The following is a 17,961-nucleotide window of genomic DNA, read 5'->3' as shown; positions in this document are numbered from 1 at the left end:
CTCAGCCACGGTCCCGATCCTGCCATGCCGCACTGACAACGGAGCCCGTGACGGTGCGGCATGGCAGGATCGGAACCGTACGCCCCACCGGAGAAAGGGTGACCGCCATGGCCGGCAAACCGCCCGTCGGCGACCCCGTACAGGACGCCCCCGAGGTCACCTCGCCCCAGCAGTCGGCCGTCGGCGCCGCCGCCATCGCGCACGCGCTGCGCACCGGGCAGGAACAGATGGGCGTACGGCGTACGGCCCGCACCCTGCTCCGCGTCAACCAGCGCGACGGCTTCGACTGCCCCGGCTGCGCCTGGCCCGACCCGGACAAGCCGCACACCTTCGAGTTCTGCGAGAACGGCGCCAAGGCCGTCGCCGAGGAGGCGACGCTGCGCCGCGTCACCCCCGAGTTCTTCGCCGCGCACCCCGTCGCGGACCTCGCCGGCCGCAGCGGCTACTGGCTGGGCCAGCAGGGCAGGCTCACCCACCCCGTGTACCTCGCCGAGGGCGCCGAGACGTACGAGCAGGTCTCCTGGGAGCGGGCGTTCGCCATCGTCGCCGAGGAACTGACCGCCCTCGACTCACCCGACGAGGCGGTCTTCTACACCTCCGGGCGCACCGGCAACGAGGCCGCGTTCCTCTACCAGCTCTTCGCCCGCGAGTTCGGCACCAACAACCTGCCGGACTGCTCGAACCTCTGCCACGAGTCGTCCGGCTCCGCGCTCACCGAGACCCTGGGCGTCGGCAAGGGCAGCGTCCTGCTCGACGACCTCCACCAGGCCGACCTGATCATCGTCGCCGGCCAGAACCCGGGCACCAACCACCCGCGCATGCTCACCGCGCTGGAGCGCGCCAAGCGGAACGGCGCCCGCATCATCACCGTCAACCCGCTGCCGGAACCGGCCATGGTCCGGTTCAAGAACCCCCAGACCGTACGCGGCCTCGCGCGCGGCGGCACCCCGCTGACCGACCTCTTCCTCCAGGTCCGCGTCGGCGGCGACCAGGCGCTCTTCCGCGCCCTGGCCCGGCGGGTCCTCGCCGCGCACGACTCCGGCGGCAAGGCCGTCGACGAGGAGTTCATCGCGGAGCACACCCACGGCTACGAGGAGTACGCCGCCGCCGCCCGCGGCTACGCCGACGCGGACGCCGAGCGCGCCACCGGCCTCACCGCCGCCGACCTCGACCGCGCCGCGGAACTCGTGCTGGCCGCCGACAAGATCGTCGTCTGCTGGGCGATGGGCCTCACCCAGCACAAGCACGCCGTGCCCACCATCAAGGAGATCGTCAGCTTCCTGCTCCTCGGCGGCCACGTCGGCCGCCCCGGCGCCGGCGTCTGCCCCGTGCGCGGCCACAGCAACGTGCAGGGCGACCGCACCATGGGCATCTTCGAGCGCCCCGCGCCCGCCTTCCTGGACGCGCTGCGGAAGGAGTTCGGCTTCGAGCCGCCCCGCCACCACGGCTACGACGTCGTACGCGCCATCCGCGCGCTGCGCGACGGCGCCGCCAAGGTCTTCTTCGCGGTCGGCGGCAACTTCGTCTCCGCCTCGCCCGACACCGAGGTCACCGAGGCCGCGATGCGCCGCGCCCGGCTCACCGTGCACGTCTCGACCAAGCTCAACCGCAGCCACGTCGTCACCGGCGCCCGCGCGCTCATCCTGCCCACCCTGGGCCGCACCGAGCGCGACCGGCAGCCGGGGCCCGACGGCCGCGGCCACGATCAGTTCGTCACCGTCGAGGACTCCATGGGCGTCGTGCACGCCTCCCGCGGCCGGCTCGCGCCCGCAGGCGACGCGCTGCTGTCGGAGGTCGCGATCATCTGCCGGCTGGCCCGCGCGGTGCTGGGGGAGGACAGCGCCACGCCCTGGGAGGAGTTCAGCAGTGACTACGGGCGCATCCGCGACCGCATCGCGCGCGTGGTGCCCGGCTTCGAGGACTTCGACGCCCGCGTCCGCCGCCCCGGCGGCTTCACCCTGCCGCACGCCCCGCGCGACGAGCGGCGCTTCCCCACGAGCACCGGCAAGGCCAACTTCACCGCGGGCCCCGTGACGTACCCCGAGGTGCCCGAGGGGCGGCTGCTGCTGCAGACGCTGCGCAGCCACGACCAGTACAACACCACGATCTACGGCCTGGACGACCGCTACCGCGGCGTGCGCGGCGGGCGGCGCGTCGTCTTCGTCCACCCCGACGACGCCGCGGACCTCGGCCTCGCCGACGGCGCGTACGCGGACATCGTCGGCGAGTGGCACGACGGTGTCGAGCGGCGCGCGGACGGCTTCCGCGTCGTGCACTACCCGACGGCCCGGGGCTGCGCGGCCGCGTACTACCCGGAGACCAACGTGCTGGTGCCGCTGGACTCCACCGCGGACACGAGCAACACCCCCACGAGCAAGTCCCTGGTGGTCAGGCTGGAACCGGCCGCGTCTACGGTGGAGCCCGACACGACGGCGTAAAGGACGGAGCCGGGCGCCCATGGGCGAGCACACCACGAAGTTCCCCCGAGAGATCCTCGACGAGTTCGCCGGCGTCGGCGTCGACCTGGAGAAGCTGTTCTCCGCCGGCGCCCTCGGGCAGCGCATGGGCCTGCGGGTGCTGGAGGCGGCGCCGGAGCGGGTCGTGGGCACGCTGCCCGTGGAGGGCAACACGCAGCCGTACGGGCTCCTGCACGGCGGCGCCTCCGCGGTGCTCGCCGAGACCCTCGGCTCCGTCGGCGCGATGCTGCACGGCGGCCCGGCGAAGGTCGCCGTCGGCGTCGACCTCAACTGCACCCACCACCGGGGTCTGCGCGCCGGCGTGGTCACCGGCGTCGCCACCCCGCTGCACCGCGGCCGGTCCACCGCGACGTACGAGATCGTCGTCAGCGACGAGGAGGGCCGCCGGGTGTGCACCGCACGGCTCACCTGCCTGCTGCGCGACGCCTGACCCCGCGGCGGACCGGCGCACGGCGGCGGCCTGAACGGTCCGCCGACCGCCGGCCGCCGCCGCACGGCGTCAGTGGCGCGGCCCCCTCAGCCCGTCCCTGACGACGACCTTCTTCACCGGCTTGCGCTCCCAGCGGGCGTGCGTCCACTTGGCCTTCTTGCAGTGCCCCCGGGGCACGTCCTTCACGTGCACCCGCTTGCCTGCCTGGCCCGCCGGGCCGGCCGGACCGTGCGAGACGTGCTTGCCCTGCGTCGCGCACGGTCGCTGGGGCGCGGCGTGCCCCTCGGCGGCGCTCGCCGCGCCCGCGGTGCCCAGCAGTACCGCCAGCGCCGCGACCGCGGTGACCGCGGCGCGCTTCATCGTCACGTTCATGGTGAGACATCCCTTCCGTGCCGGTCCGTCCGGCACGGGCACCACCATCGACCGCGCCGCCCGCGGTCCCGAACTCCCGCCGCCCGCCCGCGTGTCCCGCCGCGGGACACCGCCGCGGACCCGGGGATGAGAAGCACATGAGAATCGCTCACCCGATACGCTCAGAGCGGCCGCCCCCGGGGCCGTCCGCTCTCATCCCGCTCTCATGGTTCTCAGCACCCCCTCACCCTGGCGGCGCCGACGTCCCGTGCGGAATTCACCCGTCCGGGCGGTGAGAGGCAGTGCCCGGTACGGGATTCCGCAGGTCTTCCCCGCCCTCCGAGGTCGCTGTGACCAGCGCCACTCGGCGTGAATCAAACTGGCTATGACCTGCATGTTTAGCGAACATGCCGCGCGGGTACGTTGCCCGTCTCACAAACGCCTTCTAGCCTCGGGGCGCATGAACCTCCTCCGGAAGCTGAATCACAAGCTCGGCGCAACCACGGGTTACGAGATCCGCAAGGCCGGGCTGCCGCATGAGCCTGCCCAGAAACCCGCCCCGGCCAAGGAGCCCGCGGAGACGAAGCCGGTCGCGCAGGTCGCGTACCGCCCCCCGGAGGATCCCGAAGTCGACCGGCTACTCAGGCGGCCCGTGTTCATCATGTCGCCGGTACGCTCCGGCTCCACCCTGCTGCGCCTGCTCCTCAACGCGCACTCGCGCCTGCACTCCGCGCACGAGCTGCACTTCCGCCGGCTGGAGGTCACCACCGGCACCAAGCTCGCCGAGCGCGCCATGGCCGAGCTGGGCCTGGAGCGCGGCGACCTGGAGCACCTCATTTGGGACCGGGTGCTCCACCGCGAGCTGGTGCGCTCCGGCAAGGACTTCCTGGTGGAGAAGACGCCCAGCAACACCTTCGCGTACAAGCGCATCGCCGCCTGCTGGCCCGACGCCCGGTTCATCTTCCTCCTCCGCCACCCCGCCTCCATCGCCCGCTCCTGGTACGAGGCCGACCCGGAGAAGCGCACCGAGGAGGAGGCCGCCCTCGACGCGCTGCGCTACATGCGTGCCACCGAACGCGCCCGCCAGGGCCTCCCGGGCCACGTGGTGCGGTACGAGGAGCTGACCGACGACCCCGAGTCCGCCATGAAGGGCATCTGCTCCTACCTGGAGATCGACTTCGAGCCCGGCATGCTCGACTACGGCTCCCGGACCCAGACCAGCTACAAGAAGGGTCTCGGCGACTGGAAGGACAAGATCCGCAGCGGCCAGGTACAGGCCGGCCGCGCGCTGCCGGCCGAGGAGGAGATCCCCGAGCCGCTGCGCGAGATCAGCGCCGCCTGGGGCTACCTCGAAGGCGGAGCGGAAGAGGCCGCCGCGGCCGTCGCCCGCGAGCCGCACGCCGAGATCGCCGAGGTCTGGCCCCGCGACGGCGCCGTACGCCTCACCGGCAGCCTGCACGGCGTCACCGACGCCCGCGGCCCCTGGGAGCTTCTCCTCGTCCGGCGCGACCACGAGGACCAGCAGTTGCGCTACCCGGCGGACCTTGCGGACGGCGGGTTCGACGTCACGGTGCCCGTCGCCGACCTCGCGCCCGCGGGGCTGACCCCCCGGCCCAGTGGGACATCCACCTGGCCGCGCCCGAGGGCGACGCGGAGGTCCGGCTGCGCGCCGGCCGCCACCTCGACGGGATCACCGGCAAGAAGAACATCATGGTCTTCCCCGGCCAGCCCGCCGAGATCGACGGCGCGGACGTCGAGGTCAAGCCGTACTACACCATCAAGGACAACCTCTCCGTCGAGGTACTGCCGGCCTCATGAAGATCCGCTATCTGCTCATGCACGCCTACGGCACCGGCGGGACCATCCGCACCGTCTTCAACCAGGCCGGGTCCATGGCCGCCGCGGGCCACGACGTCGAGATCGCCAGCATGCAGCGCACCCGCGACGAGCCCCACTTCCCCCTCCACCCGAAGGTCACCATCACCACCCTGGTCGACCAGCGGCCCGGCGCCCGCGAGGCGGAGCTGGCCGCGGCCGGGCCCCGGGCGGCGGAGAAGCGCGTCGAGCGCGAGGGCCGGCCGCCCCGGTACATCCCGGCGGGGGAGTTCGCGTACGAGCGCTACAACCGCTACGTCGAGGACACCGTCATCGACTGGCTGGAGCGGCAGCACGACGCCGTGATCGTCCCGACCCGCCCCGGGCTGAACTTTCTCACCGCCCGGTTCACCCCGCGCTCCTGCCACAAGATCGCCCAGGAGCACATGAACCTGGGCACGCACCCGTCGGACATCCGCGCCGCCATCCAGCGCGAGTACCCCCGGTTCGACGCCGTCGCCGTCCTCACCCACGGTGACCGCGAGGACTACCAGGAGCTGCTGCCCGGCACCCGCGTCGTCCGCATCCCCAACGCCGTGCACACCGGCGACAAGAAGCTCACCACCTACGCGGCACACGTCGCCGTGGCCGCCGGCCGGCTCTTCCCCCAGAAGGGCTTCGACATGCTGATCCCCGCGTGGGCGCAGCTCGTGGAGAAGTTCCCCGACTGGCAACTGCGCATCTTCGGCACCGGCGAGAAGAAGGCCGAGCTGCGCCGGCTGATCAACGAGAACCACCTGTACAACCACGTCTTTCTGATGGGGCACACGCACAAACTGGACGACGAACTTGCAAGAGCATCCTTTTATGTGCTCAGCTCGCGGTTCGAGGGCCTGCCCATGGTGATGATCGAATCGATGACCCACGGACTCCCCGTGGTCAGCTTCGACTGCCCGACGGGTCCCGCCGACGTGCTCACCCACGGGAAGGACGGCCTGCTGGTGCCCCGGAAGGACGTGGACGGGCTCGCCGAGGCCATGGGGCAGCTCATGGACGACGAGGGCCTACGGGCCGACATGGGAGCGGCGGCACTGCAGACGTCGCGCTCCTACACTCCCGAGGCGGTCCATCCGCAGTGGGAGGCACTTTTCGAGGAGATTCACGGGAGTGGGAGTGCCTGACAACGCACCCGGCGCCGACGGTGTACACGCGCGCGGCGCCACGATCTGGCTCACCGGCCTGCCCAGCGCCGGCAAGACGACGCTGGCGCGCGCCTTCGGCGAGCGGCTCCGGGACGCCGGCCACCGGGTGGAGGTGCTGGACGGCGACGAGATCCGGGAATTCCTCACCGCCGGCCTCGGTTTCTCCCGGGGGGACCGCGACACCAACGTGCAGCGCATCGGCTTCGTCGCCGAACTCCTCGCGTCGCACGGCGTGAAGGTCCTCGTGCCGGTGATCGCCCCGTACGCGGACAGCCGCGAGGCGGTGCGCAAGCGCCACCAGACGGAGGGTACGACGTATGTGGAGGTACACGTGGCCACGCCCGTCGACGTCTGCGCCGAGCGCGACGTGAAGGGCCTCTACGCCAAGCAGGCGGCCGGCGAGATCTCCGGACTCACCGGCGTGGACGACCCGTACGAGCCGCCCGCGGACCCCGATCTGCGCATCCCCACGCACGAGCAGAGTGTCGAACAATCCGCGGCGATGCTTCACGCCGCACTGGTGGAACGAGGTCTCGCATGAGCCGGTTCGAGCAGGCCGCCGCCCAGGACTTCCAGTTGCCGCACCTGGACGTGCTGGAGTCCGAGGCGGTGCACATCTTCCGCGAGGTCGCGGGGGAGTTCGAGCGCCCGGTGATTCTCTTCTCCGGCGGCAAGGACTCCATCGTGATGCTCCACCTGGCGCTGAAGGCGTTCGCGCCGGCCCCGCCGCCGTTCGCGCTGCTGCACGTCGACACGGGGCACAACTTCCCCGAGGTGCTGGAGTACCGCGACCGCGTCGCCGCGCAGCACAACCTGCGGCTGCACGTCGCCTCCGTCCAGGAGTTCATCGACCGCGGTGAGCTGAAGGAGCGCGCCGACGGCACCCGCAACCCGCTGCAGACCGTGCCGCTGCTGCGCGCCATCGAGGAGGCCCGCTACGACGCGGTCTTCGGCGGCGGCCGCCGCGACGAGGAGAAGGCCCGCGCCAAGGAGCGCATCTTCTCCCTGCGCGACGAGTTCGGCGGCTGGGACCCGCGCCGCCAGCGCCCCGAGCTGTGGCAGCTCTACAACGGCAAGCACGCCGTCGGCGAGCACGTCCGGGTCTTCCCGCTGTCCAACTTCACCGAGCTGGACGTCTGGCAGTACATCGCCCGCGAGAAGATCGTGCTCCCGGAGATCTACTACGCGCACCGCCGCGAGGTCTTCCTCCGCAGCGGCATGTGGCTCGCCCCCGGCGAGTGGGGCGGCGCCAAGAAGGGCGAGCGCGTCGAGACCCGCACGGTGCGCTACCGCACCGTCGGCGACATGTCCTGCACCGGTGCCGTCGACTCCGACGCCGACACCATCGAGAAGGTCATCGCCGAGATCGCCGCCACCCGCCTCACCGAGCGCGGCGCCACCAGGGCCGACGACAAGATGTCCGAGGCCGCCATGGAAGACCGCAAGCGCGAAGGCTACTTCTGATCATGACTGTGAACCCACCCGCCCCCGCCACGGAGCCGGCCGCGCTCACCGAGGTCTCCCTGCTCCGCTTCGCCACCGCGGGCAGCGTCGACGACGGCAAGTCGACCCTCGTCGGCCGGCTGCTGCACGACTCCAAGTCGGTCCTCGCCGACCAGTTGGAGGCCGTCGAGCGCGCCTCCGCCAGCCGCGGGCAGGAGGCCCCCGACCTGGCGCTGCTCACCGACGGGCTGCGCGCCGAGCGCGAGCAGGGCATCACCATCGACGTGGCGTACCGCTACTTCGCCACCCCGCGGCGCCGCTTCATCCTCGCCGACACCCCCGGCCACGTGCAGTACACCCGCAACATGGTCACCGGCGCCTCCACCGCCGAGCTGGCGGTCATCCTCGTGGACGCCCGGCACGGCGTCGTCGAGCAGACCCGCAGGCACGCCGCGGTCGCCGCGCTGCTGCGCGTGCCGCACGTGGTCCTGGCCGTCAACAAGATGGACCTCGTCGGCTACGCGGAGGACGTCTTCGCCGCCATCGCCGCCGAGTTCACCACGTACGCCAAGGCCCTCGGCGTGCCCGCCGTGACCACCATCCCGATCTCGGCGCTGGAGGGCGACAACGTCGTCACCCCGTCGGCCGTCATGGACTGGTACGCGGGCCCCACGGTGCTGGAGCACCTGGAGACCGTCCAGATCGACCACGACCCGCGCGGCCGCGTGACCCGCTTCCCCGTGCAGTACGTGATCCGCCCGCAGACCGCGGAGCACCGCGACTACCGCGGCTACGCCGGGAAGATCGCCTCCGGCATCTTCCACGTCGGCCAGCCCGTCACCGTGCTGCCCTCGGGCCACACCTCCAGCATCGCCGCCATCGACGTGCTGGGCGAGAGCGTCGACGCCGCGTGGGCGCCGCAGTCGGTCACCCTCCGGCTCGCCGACGACATCGACATCTCCCGCGGCGACATGATCGCCCCCACCGAGCAGGCCCCCGAAGCCACGCAGGACATCCAGGCCACCGTCTGCCACCTGCACGACACCGCGCTCACCCCCGGCGCCCGGGTGCTGCTCAAGCACACCACCCGCACCGTCAAGGCGATCGTCAAGCAGATCCCCGACCGGCTCACGCTCGACGACCTCTCCCACCACCCCTCCCCGGGGTCCCTGGAGGTCAACGACATCGGCCGCGTCGTGCTCCGCACCTCGGAGCCGCTGCCGATGGACGCCTACGGCGACTGCCGGCGCACCGGCTCGTTCCTGCTGATCGACCCCGCCGACGGCTCCACCCTCGCCGCGGGCATGGCGGGCGCCGCGTTCGCAGGCGCGGACAGCGAGAAGCGGGCCGAACTCGACGACGCCGAGTGGGACTTCTGACCGCACCCCGCCCGGCCGCCGGCCCGCGGGGACGCTGACGGCGTCCCGCGGACCGGCCACGGGCCACGTACGGACGGCGGCGGCGGGAGCGGGGCACCGGCCCCGCTCCCGCCGCCGCCGCGTACGTTCGGTAGTCGGACGCGGGTGCGTACGGACCGCTGCGCAGCGGCCCGTACGCCCTTACTCTGTCGGCCATGAGCGCCCCCACCCGGCCCGAGCCCGGCCCCGAGCCGGACCCCGGCCCGCCCGCGGAGGTCCTCGGCGGCGGCTCCGCGGGGCCGCGCCTCGGCGAGCGCTGGACCGCGCTGCCGCCCCGCTTCCGCCGGCTCGCCGCCGCCGGCGCCGGACTCGCCGTGCTGGCCGCCGCGGGCGTATACGCCCTGGCCACAAGGCCGGAGCCGGAGCCGCCCGCGCCCGTGCCGTACCCGCTCCAGTCCACTCACTTCTCCTTTCTCGGGATAGAAACCCCCAAAGCGGGCGATAACGTCTTTGACGCCCAGCTCATGGCCACCTCGGACAGCGGCGCCTCACTGGAGAAGATCACCCAGGGCTACAGCGGCCTGAAGCTGTCCGTCCGGCCCGCGCTGCCGCTGGACCTCGCCGAGGGCCAACCCACCCGGGTCACCGTCAGGTTCGAGGTCGTCCAGTGCGCGGGGCTCCCTCTCGACGCCAGCCTGCCCTCGCTCCGCGTAACGCTGCGTAACACGCGCGCAATACAGGACTACAGCTCCATCCTCGGCGGAACCTACGCCGCCGAACTGTCCCGGGCGCTGCGTACGATATGCGAACCCGCCCCGCGGGCGGCTCCCGGCGCATAGGACACCAGCAGCGGCTTCGCGCCCGTTCGGGCGTCCGGACTCCGCGGATCCGGCACAGACCGCGCCCGCCGACGCGGAAGGTGGCTGTAAGGGTCATAACAAGAGAGTCACAGCATTGCCTGCCCCTCTGCCCCCTCGACCCGGGGCGGCTTAGAGTCACGCCCAGTCACCGCGCAGCAGGTCACCTTCCGACGCCTGCCGCGTGCACCGGCCCACTCTGCGCAGTCGAGGCCGCGCCAGGGGAAAGGACTGATCGTGCGTCACCGTTCCTTGCTCATACTCACCACTGCGGTCACCGCAGGGGCTCTCACGCTGTCTGCTTGCGGTTCCCGCGACGACGACAGCGAAAGTGGGGGCGGTGGCGACGGAACGACCGTCGTTATCGGCCTCGACGCCCCGCTGACGGGCGACCTCTCGGCCCTGGGCATCGGCATCCAGAACTCCGCCGAGCTCGCCGTGAAGACTGCCAACAAGAACGAGGAGGTCAAGGGCGTCACGTTCGAGCTCGAGCCCCTCGACGACGTGGCACAGGCCCAGCAGGGCCAGCAGAACGCCACCAAGCTCGTCGGCAACGAGGACGTCATGGGCGTCGTCGGCCCGCTCAACTCCGACGTCGGCCAGTCCATGCAGAAGGTCTTCGCCGACGCCGACCTGGTCCAGGTCTCGCCGGCCAACACCAACCCCGCCCTCACCCAGGGCGAGGAGTGGCAGGACGGCGAGAAGACGCGGCCGTTCGACACGTACTTCCGCGTGTCCACCACCGACGCGATCCAGGGCCCGTACGCGGCGCAGTACCTCTACAACGAGGAGAAGCTGACCAAGGTCTTCGTCATCGACGACAAGAAGACCTACGGCGCCGGCCTCGCCGGCACCTTCGCCGCCGAGTTCGAGAAGCTCGGGGGCAAGGTCGTCGGGACCGACCACGTCAACCCCGACGACAAGGACTTCGCGGCCATCGCCACGAAGGTGAAGAACTCCGGCGCCGAGTTCGTCTACTACGGCGGCGAGTACCCGGCCGGCGCCCCGCTGGCCGCCCAGGTGAAGAAGGCCGGGGCCAAGATCCCGACCGTCGGCGGCGACGCGCTCTTCAGCGCAGAGTACGTCTCCCTCGCCAAGGAGAACGCCGAGGGCGACATGGCCAGCTCCGTCGGCGCCCCGCTCACCGAGCTGGACACCGCCAAGGAGTTCATCAAGAACTACGAGGCGGCCGGCTACGAGGACGCCTACGAGGCGTACGGCGGCTACTCCTACGACTCCGCCTGGGCCATCATCCAGGCCGTGAAGACCGTCGTCGAAGAGAACGACGGCGAACTGCCCGGTGACGCGGACGAGGCCCGCAAGGCCATCACCGAGGCCATGAACGACGTTTCCTTCGAGGGCGTGACCGGCAAGGTCGGCTTCGACGAGTTCGGCGACACCACCAACAAGCAGCTGTCGCTGTACCAGGTCAAGGACGGCAAGCACGTGCCGCTGACCAGCGGCGAGTTCGAAGGCTGACCGGGGCGACCACCACCGCCCACTGATCACACAGACCGCAAGCGGCGCGGGGGGCGCACACAGCGCCCCCCGCGCGGCCATATCTGACACCCACTCGGAGGCCCAGCGGTGAACGATCTGCCGCAGCAACTTGCCAACGGCCTGCTACTCGGCGCCTTGTACGGGCTCATAGCCATCGGTTACACGATGGTGTACGGCATTGTTCAGCTCATCAACTTCGCCCACGGCGAGATATTCATGATCGGCGGCTTCGGCGCCCTGACGATGTGGTTGTGGATGCCGAACGGCACCAGCCTGCTCGTCGCCCTGCCGCTGATGATCCTCATGGCCGTCATCTGCTCCGTGCTCGTCGGCGTCGGCGCGGAACGTTTCGCCTACCGACCCCTGCGCGGCGCACCCCGCCTCGCGCCCCTTATCACCGCGATCGGCCTGTCCATCGCCCTCCAGCAGGCCATCTGGGCCTGGTACCCCGACGCCACGAAGTCGCGGCCCTTCCCGGAGTTCTCCGGCCCGCGCCTCGACTTCGGCGCCTTCACCATCGAACGCGGCGAGCTCTACCTGCTCATCGCCGCCCCCCTCTGCATGATCGCCCTCGGCTTCTTCGTCTCCAAGACCCGCACCGGCCGCGCCATGCAGGCCACGTCGCAGGACCCGGACACGGCCAAGCTCATGGGCATCAACACCGACCGCATCATCGTCATGGCCTTCGCCATCGGCGCCGCCTTCGCGGCCATCGCGGCCATCGCCCACGGCCTGCGCTACGGCGAGGTCAACTTCAAGATGGGCTTCATCGCCGGCCTCAAGGCCTTCACCGCCGCCGTCCTCGGCGGCATCGGCAACATCTACGGCGCCATGATCGGCGGCGTCGTCCTCGGCCTCGCCGAGGCCATGGCCACCGCCTACATCGCCGACATCCCCGGCATGGAGCAGCTCGGCGGCGGTGCGTGGAAGGACGTCTGGGCGTTCGTCCTGCTCATTCTCGTACTGCTCTTGCGGCCACAGGGCCTGCTGGGCGAACGCGTCGCGGATCGGGCGTGATAGCGATGAACACCCTGGAGAAGAACACCGCATCCGAAGCCGCCCCCGCGGGCGGCGTGCTGCCCCTGGCACCGGGCCGCGCCCGGCTCATCGCCTACGCCGGCGCCGCCGGCACCTTTATCTCGACCTTCCTCTCGTGGACCTACACGGAGGAGTTCCCGGGCAACCTCACCGTCTACGGATACCCCGGCGGACTGCAGCTCCTCACCCTCACCGGTGCCCTGCTCACCCTGCTGTTCCTGCTCTCCGGCAGCGGCCTGCGCGGACTGCGCTGGCTCACCCCCGGCGGCCCCAACAGCGCGGTACGGCTCCTCGCGCTCGGCACCCTCGGCGTCACCGGCTACACCATCGGCGCCATCGTCAAGAACCTCGGCGGCCTGGTCAACGTCGACCCCGGCGGCTACATCGCCGTCGCCATGGCCCTGATCGCCGCCCTCGGCGCCCTCGGCCTGCCGGCCGACGTCCCCGTGGACCCCGAGAGGCCGCCGGCCAACGCCTGGGCCCGACTGGTCCACTCCCTGAAGGCACCCGTCCCCGGGCGGGTCCGGGACCTGCCCGGCTGGGTGGAGATCGTCATCATCTCCGCCGCCTTCGCTCTCGGCCTGTACGTCTTCACGTTCGGCATCGACACCGACTACGCCGAACTCTTCATCGGCTACATGGTGCTCGTCTCCTTCGCGTTCCCCGCCGTGGGCCGCGCGGGCCTCACCCGGCAACTGGGCCAGCTCACCGCCAAGCACCGGAACGTGACCGTGACCGCGGCTTTCGTCGCCGCGTTCGCCTTCCCGTTCACCCAGAGCAACGACGCCTACGCCAGCATCGGCACCAACATCCTCATCTTCGCCACCGTGGCGCTCGGCCTCAACGTCGTCGTCGGCCTCGCCGGCCTGCTCGACCTCGGCTACGTCGCCTTCCTCGGCGTCGGCGCCTACACCGCCGCCCTGGTCTCCGGCGCACCCACCTCCAGCATCGGGGTCACCTTCCCGTTCTGGGCGGCCGTGCTCACCGGCGCCGCGGCGTCGCTCGTCTTCGGCGTGCTCATCGGCGCCCCGACCCTGCGGCTGCGCGGCGACTACCTCGCCATCGTCACCCTCGGGTTCGGCGAGATCTTCCGCATCGGCGTGCAGAACCTCGACGGCGACTCCGGGCCCGACGTCACCAACGGGCCCAACGGCATCCCGAACATCCCGGAGCTGGAGATCTTCGGCTTCAACCTCGGCGAGGAGCACACCATCCTCGGCCAGGAGCTGGGCAGGTTCTCCAACTACTTCCTGCTCATGCTCCTCTTCACCGTCGTGATCGTCATGATCTTCCGGCGGGCGGACCAGTCGCGCATCGGCCGCGCCTGGGTCGCCATCCGCGAGGACGAGACGGCCGCCCGCGCGATGGGCATCAACGCCTTCCGGCTCAAGCTCCTCGCGTTCGCGCTCGGCGCCACCCTGGCCGGCATGGCGGGCACCGTACAGGCGCACGTGACGTACACCGTCACGCCCACCCAGTACAAGTTCGTCGAAGCCGTGCCGCCGAACTCCGCGTTCCTGCTGGCCGCCGTCATCCTCGGCGGCATGGGCACCGTCAGCGGCCCGCTCATCGGCGCGTCGCTGCTCTACCTGATCCCCGCCAAGCTGCAGTTCGTCCAGGAGTACCAGCTCCTGCTCTTCGGCGTGGCGCTGGTCCTGCTCATGCGCTTCCGCCCGGAGGGCCTCATCGCCGACCGCCGGAAGCAGCTCGAGTTCCACGACACCGGCCAGCTCGACGTGCCCAAGGAAGATACCGGCCTCAGCAAGAAGGTGGGGGTGTGACAACGATGGCCAGCGAGACCATCCCCGCCAAGGGGCCGGACGGCGGTACCGTCCTGGACGCCCGGGGCGTCACCATGCGCTTCGGCGGCCTCACCGCCGTACGCAACGTCGACCTCACCGTCGGCCAGGGCGAGATCGTCGGGCTCATCGGCCCCAACGGCGCCGGCAAGACCACCTTCTTCAACTGCATGACCGGGCTCTACATCCCCACCGAGGGCACGGTCCGCTACAAGGGCACGGTCCTGCCGCACCGCTCCCACCGCGTCACCGAGGCGGGCATCGCCCGTACCTTCCAGAACATCCGTCTCTTCGCCAACATGACGGTCCTGGAAAACGTCCTCGTCGGCCGGCACACCCGCACCAACGAAGGGCTGTGGTCCGCGCTGCTGCGCAACCCCGGCTTCAAGCGGGCGGAGAAGGCGTCCGAAGCACGCGCCATGGAACTCCTGGAGTTCACCGGGCTGGCCGCCAAGCGCGACCACCTCGCCCGCAACCTCCCCTACGGCGAACAGCGCAAGCTGGAGATCGCCCGGGCGCTGGCGAGCGAACCCGGACTGCTGCTCCTCGACGAGCCCACCGCGGGCATGAACCCGCAGGAGACCCGGGCCACCCGCGAACTGGTCTTCGCGATCCGCGAACAGGGCATCTCCGTACTCGTCATCGAGCACGACATGCGCTTCATCTTCGGACTCTGCGACCGCGTCGCCGTCCTCGTCCAGGGCGAAAAACTGGTCGAGGGCACCCCCGACGTCGTCCAGAGCGACGACCGCGTCGTCGCCGCGTACCTCGGCACCCCCTTCGAGGGCGTCCCCGAGGACGAGGCCGTCGCCGAGGTCGCCGCGGCCGAGGACGCGGTCGCCAGGAACACCGGGAGCGGCAGCACCCCCAAGACCAGCAAGGAGGGCGACGCGTGACCGCGCTACTGCAGGTCGAAGACCTGAAGGTCGCCTACGGCAAGATCGAGGCCGTCAAGGGCATCTCGTTCAGCGTCCAGAGCGGCGAGGTCGTCACGCTCATCGGCACCAACGGCGCCGGCAAGACGACGACCCTGCGCACCCTCTCCGGACTGCTGAAGCCCTCCGGCGGCAAGATCTTCTTCGACGGCACCCCGCTCAACGGCGTCGGCGCCCACAAGATCGTCGCCATGGGCCTCGCCCACTCCCCGGAGGGCCGCCGGCTCTTCCCCCGCCTCACCATCACCGAGAACCTCCAACTCGGCGCCTTCCTCCGGAAGGACGCGGCGGGCATCGAGCAGGACATCAAGATGTGCTACGAGCTCTTCCCGATCCTCGGCGAACGGCGCAAGCAGGCGGCCGGCACCCTCTCCGGCGGCGAGCAGCAGATGCTCGCCATGGGCAGGGCGCTGATGTCCCGGCCCAAGCTGCTCATGCTCGACGAGCCCTCCATGGGCCTCTCGCCGATCATGATGCAGAAGATCATGGAGACGATCCGGGAGCTGAAGGCCCAGGGCACCACCATCCTGCTCGTCGAGCAGAACGCCCAGGCCGCGCTCTCCATCGCCGACCACGGCCACGTGATGGAGGTCGGCAAGGTCGTCCTGTCGGGCACCGGAGAGGAACTGCTGCACGACGAATCCGTGCGCAAGGCGTACCTCGGCGAGGACTGAGAACCCACCGCACAGCCAGAGCGGCCCGCGCCCCGGGGAGGGGGGCACGGGCCGCTCGCGCGTTCGCGGGTCGTACGGAAGCCCCGTAGAGGCTCCGCGGACTAACCCTGCTTCTTCTTCGCCTTCTTCTCCGCGTCGTCCTCGATCACGGCCTCGGCCACCTGCTGCATCGACAGCCGGCGGTCCATCGACGTCTTCTGGATCCACCGGAACGCCGCGGGCTCGGACAGCCCGTACTCGGTCTGCAGGATGCTCTTCGCCCGGTCCACGAGCTTCCGCGTCTCCAGCCGCTGCGTGAGGTCGACGACCTCCTTCTCCAGCGTCTTCAGCTCCGTGTAGCGGGAGACGGCCATCTCGATCGCCGGCACCACGTCACCCTTGCTGAACGGCTTCACCAGATACGCCATGGCCCCGGCGTCCCGCGCCCGCTCCACCAGCTCGCGCTGGGAGAACGCGGTGAGCATGAGCACGGGCGCGATGGAGTCGGCGGCGATCTGCTCGGCGGCGGAGATCCCGTCGAGCACGGGCATCTTCACATCCAGGATCACCAGATCCGGCTGGTGCTCCCGCGCCAGCCGCACCGCGGTCTCCCCGTCCCCCGCCTCCCCGACGACGGTGTACCCCTCCTCCTCCAGCATCTCCTTCAGATCGAGCCGGATGAGGGCCTCGTCCTCCGCGATGACGACCCGGGTGGTCAGCGGCGGCACGTGCTCGCCGCCTCCGGCGCTGGCGGCGACGACGTCCTCCGGGGTTTCGGGGGTCTCGGGGGCGCTCACGGTGCTCCTCGGGGTATTGCCTGGCTGCGATAGGGGGGCACCCACGAGGGTACCGACCCGGCGGGGAGCCGTGAGTACGCGGTAGGCTTGGGCCCGCGCAGAGCGAGCCCGGTTGGTGGAACTGGTGAGACACGCGGCTCTCAAACAGCCGTGCCTTCGGGCATGTGGGTTCGAATCCCACACCGGGCACTTCTCGCTCAACTGGAGCGCACCGTTCTCGTGAATTCCGCCGGCTAACCGGTGCGATCGTGTTCCGTCGCGCACAGTTGTTCCATGCACACGCACGGCACGGAAGTACGTGATCGGGCACTCGCGCTGCTGCGCGCGGGGGCGCGGAACGCCGACGCCGCCCGGGACCTCGGCGTTCCCGTAGGGACGGTCGGCTACTGGCTCCACCAGGACCGGGTCAGGCGCGGGACATTACCCGGCTCCCCGGACCGGCCGTGTCCGCGGTGCGACGGCCGGCCGCTGGACGACATGGCTTACGCCTACCTCCTCGGCCTCTACCTGGGCGACGGCCACATCGTCCGGTACTCCGGACACCGGGTCCCCAGCCTCATGATCACCTGTGCCGATGCCTGGCCGGGACTGATGCGCGACTGCCGCCATGCGATGAGCGCGGTCTTCCCGCACAACAAGGTCTGCTCGGTCGCACGGACCGGCTGCCACAACGTGAAGGTCTACTCCCGGCATCTGCCGTGCATGTTCCCCCAGCACGGCCCCGGCAAGAAGCATGAGCGGCGGATCGCGGTGGAGCCGTGGCAGCAGGAGATCCTTGACCGGCACCCCTGGCCCTTCATCCGCGGTCTCATCCATTCGGACGGGTGCCGGATCACGAACTGGACCACTCGTCTCGTGGCCGGCCGGCGCAAGCGCTACGAATACCCGCGCTACTTCTTCAGCAACAAGTCCGACGACATCCGCAAGCTGTTCACCGACACCCTCGACCGGGTCGGTGTCGAGTGGTCGACCCTCGCCCGCGGGTCCGATCCGTTCAACATCTCCGTCGCCAGGCGTGCTTCCGTCGCGCTCATGGACGCGCACGTCGGGCCGAAGTACTGAGCCCGCCCCTGCCTCCGCCTCGCCGGTGTTCCAGGGGTATCCGCCGGGTGTGTGGATGCGGTTACCGTTCATCCACAGGCGGTAGAACGCGGCATCAACTTGACGTATGGTCGCGAGCATTGCTGTGCGGGGGAGCCTGCAGACCTACGGAGGGGACGGGTAGGCGATGTCTGCGCCGACGCGACGACGACTGCGCAAGGGTGCGATGACCGCGGCGGTGGCCGCCGCCGCGATGGCGGCGCTC

15 protein-coding genes, 1 tRNA gene and 1 pseudogene are annotated in these 17,961 nt (G+C 70.8%); 15 read left to right on the top strand and 2 right to left on the bottom strand.

Features of this window, described 5'->3' with window-relative positions; genetic code table 11:
* The first annotated feature begins 107 nt into the window (after positions 1-107).
* Positions 108-2,438, top strand: coding sequence for an FdhF/YdeP family oxidoreductase (locus DMB38_RS06215; protein ID WP_125934290.1), 2,331 nt, complete (start codon positions 108-110; stop codon positions 2,436-2,438).
* 19 nt (positions 2,439-2,457) lie between these two features.
* Positions 2,458-2,907 (top strand): hotdog fold thioesterase, encoded by a 450-nt coding sequence (locus DMB38_RS06210; protein ID WP_101425109.1) that lies wholly within the window; start codon positions 2,458-2,460, stop codon positions 2,905-2,907.
* Positions 2,908-2,976: 69 nt separating this feature from the next.
* Here the strand turns inward: DMB38_RS06210 and DMB38_RS06205 are convergent, their stop codons facing one another.
* Positions 2,977-3,279 carry a hypothetical protein gene (locus tag DMB38_RS06205; RefSeq protein WP_125934289.1) on the bottom strand — a complete coding sequence of 101 codons (303 nt, stop codon included), beginning with the start codon at positions 3,277-3,279 and terminating at the stop codon, positions 2,977-2,979.
* Positions 3,280-3,643: 364 nt separating this feature from the next.
* On the opposite strand from DMB38_RS06205, the pseudogene DMB38_RS37650 reads away from it, so the two are divergent.
* The 11 genes and pseudogenes from DMB38_RS37650 to DMB38_RS06150 all read left to right on the top strand — a co-directional run.
* A pseudogene (locus DMB38_RS37650) lies at positions 3,644-4,384 on the top strand (sulfotransferase); the annotation flags it as partial.
* 688 nt (positions 4,385-5,072) lie between these two features.
* On the top strand, positions 5,073-6,254 hold the full coding sequence (locus tag DMB38_RS06195; RefSeq protein ID WP_125934288.1) for a glycosyltransferase family 4 protein: 1,182 nt from the start codon (positions 5,073-5,075) through the stop codon (positions 6,252-6,254).
* Positions 6,247-6,816, top strand: a complete 570-nt coding sequence (gene cysC, locus DMB38_RS06190) for an adenylyl-sulfate kinase (protein ID WP_125934287.1) — start codon at positions 6,247-6,249, stop codon at positions 6,814-6,816. Before DMB38_RS06195 ends, cysC begins: the two co-directional genes overlap by 8 nt.
* On the top strand, positions 6,813-7,739 hold the full coding sequence (cysD, locus tag DMB38_RS06185) for a sulfate adenylyltransferase subunit CysD (RefSeq protein WP_125934286.1): 927 nt from the start codon (positions 6,813-6,815) through the stop codon (positions 7,737-7,739). The genes cysC and cysD overlap by 4 nt, the downstream gene beginning before the upstream one ends.
* Positions 7,740-7,741: 2 nt before the next feature.
* Complete coding sequence (locus DMB38_RS06180) at positions 7,742-9,097, top strand: GTP-binding protein (RefSeq protein ID WP_125934285.1); 1,356 nt, start codon at positions 7,742-7,744, stop codon at positions 9,095-9,097.
* A 194-nt stretch (positions 9,098-9,291) separates the two neighbouring features.
* Positions 9,292-9,915, top strand: coding sequence for a hypothetical protein (locus DMB38_RS06175; RefSeq protein WP_125934284.1), 624 nt, complete (start codon positions 9,292-9,294; stop codon positions 9,913-9,915).
* A 255-nt stretch (positions 9,916-10,170) separates the two neighbouring features.
* A complete protein-coding gene (locus DMB38_RS06170) occupies positions 10,171-11,412 on the top strand; it encodes a branched-chain amino acid ABC transporter substrate-binding protein (protein ID WP_125934283.1) in 1,242 nt (413 codons plus the stop codon).
* 108 nt (positions 11,413-11,520) lie between these two features.
* Positions 11,521-12,450, top strand: a complete 930-nt coding sequence (locus DMB38_RS06165) for a branched-chain amino acid ABC transporter permease (RefSeq protein WP_047015175.1) — start codon at positions 11,521-11,523, stop codon at positions 12,448-12,450.
* Positions 12,451-12,455: 5 nt separating this feature from the next.
* On the top strand, positions 12,456-14,252 hold the full coding sequence (locus DMB38_RS06160) for a branched-chain amino acid ABC transporter permease (RefSeq protein WP_125938845.1): 1,797 nt from the start codon (positions 12,456-12,458) through the stop codon (positions 14,250-14,252).
* A gap of 5 nt (positions 14,253-14,257) precedes the next feature.
* Complete coding sequence (locus DMB38_RS06155; RefSeq protein ID WP_125938844.1) at positions 14,258-15,166, top strand: ABC transporter ATP-binding protein; 909 nt, start codon at positions 14,258-14,260, stop codon at positions 15,164-15,166.
* Positions 15,163-15,879 carry an ABC transporter ATP-binding protein gene (locus tag DMB38_RS06150; protein WP_125934282.1) on the top strand — a complete coding sequence of 239 codons (717 nt, stop codon included), beginning with the start codon at positions 15,163-15,165 and terminating at the stop codon, positions 15,877-15,879. The genes DMB38_RS06155 and DMB38_RS06150 overlap by 4 nt, the downstream gene beginning before the upstream one ends.
* A gap of 101 nt (positions 15,880-15,980) precedes the next feature.
* Here DMB38_RS06150 and DMB38_RS06145 read toward each other — a convergent pair whose 3' ends face one another.
* Positions 15,981-16,655 (bottom strand): response regulator, encoded by a 675-nt coding sequence (locus tag DMB38_RS06145; protein ID WP_047015171.1) that lies wholly within the window; start codon positions 16,653-16,655, stop codon positions 15,981-15,983.
* Positions 16,656-16,761: 106 nt separating this feature from the next.
* On the opposite strand from DMB38_RS06145, the gene DMB38_RS06140 reads away from it, so the two are divergent.
* Both DMB38_RS06140 and DMB38_RS06135 read left to right on the top strand, forming a co-directional pair.
* A tRNA-Leu gene (locus DMB38_RS06140) sits at positions 16,762-16,844 on the top strand.
* Positions 16,845-16,928: 84 nt separating this feature from the next.
* Positions 16,929-17,717, top strand: coding sequence for a helix-turn-helix domain-containing protein (locus DMB38_RS06135; protein WP_125934281.1), 789 nt, complete (start codon positions 16,929-16,931; stop codon positions 17,715-17,717).
* Positions 17,718-17,961: the final 244 nt, after the last annotated feature.

It is taken from the genome of Streptomyces sp. WAC 06738 (assembly GCF_003945505.1).
Lineage (GTDB): Bacteria > Actinomycetota > Actinomycetes > Streptomycetales > Streptomycetaceae > Streptomyces.
The sequence above is the reverse complement of the archived record's forward strand: the minus strand, read 5'-3'. Positions and strand labels throughout refer to the sequence as shown.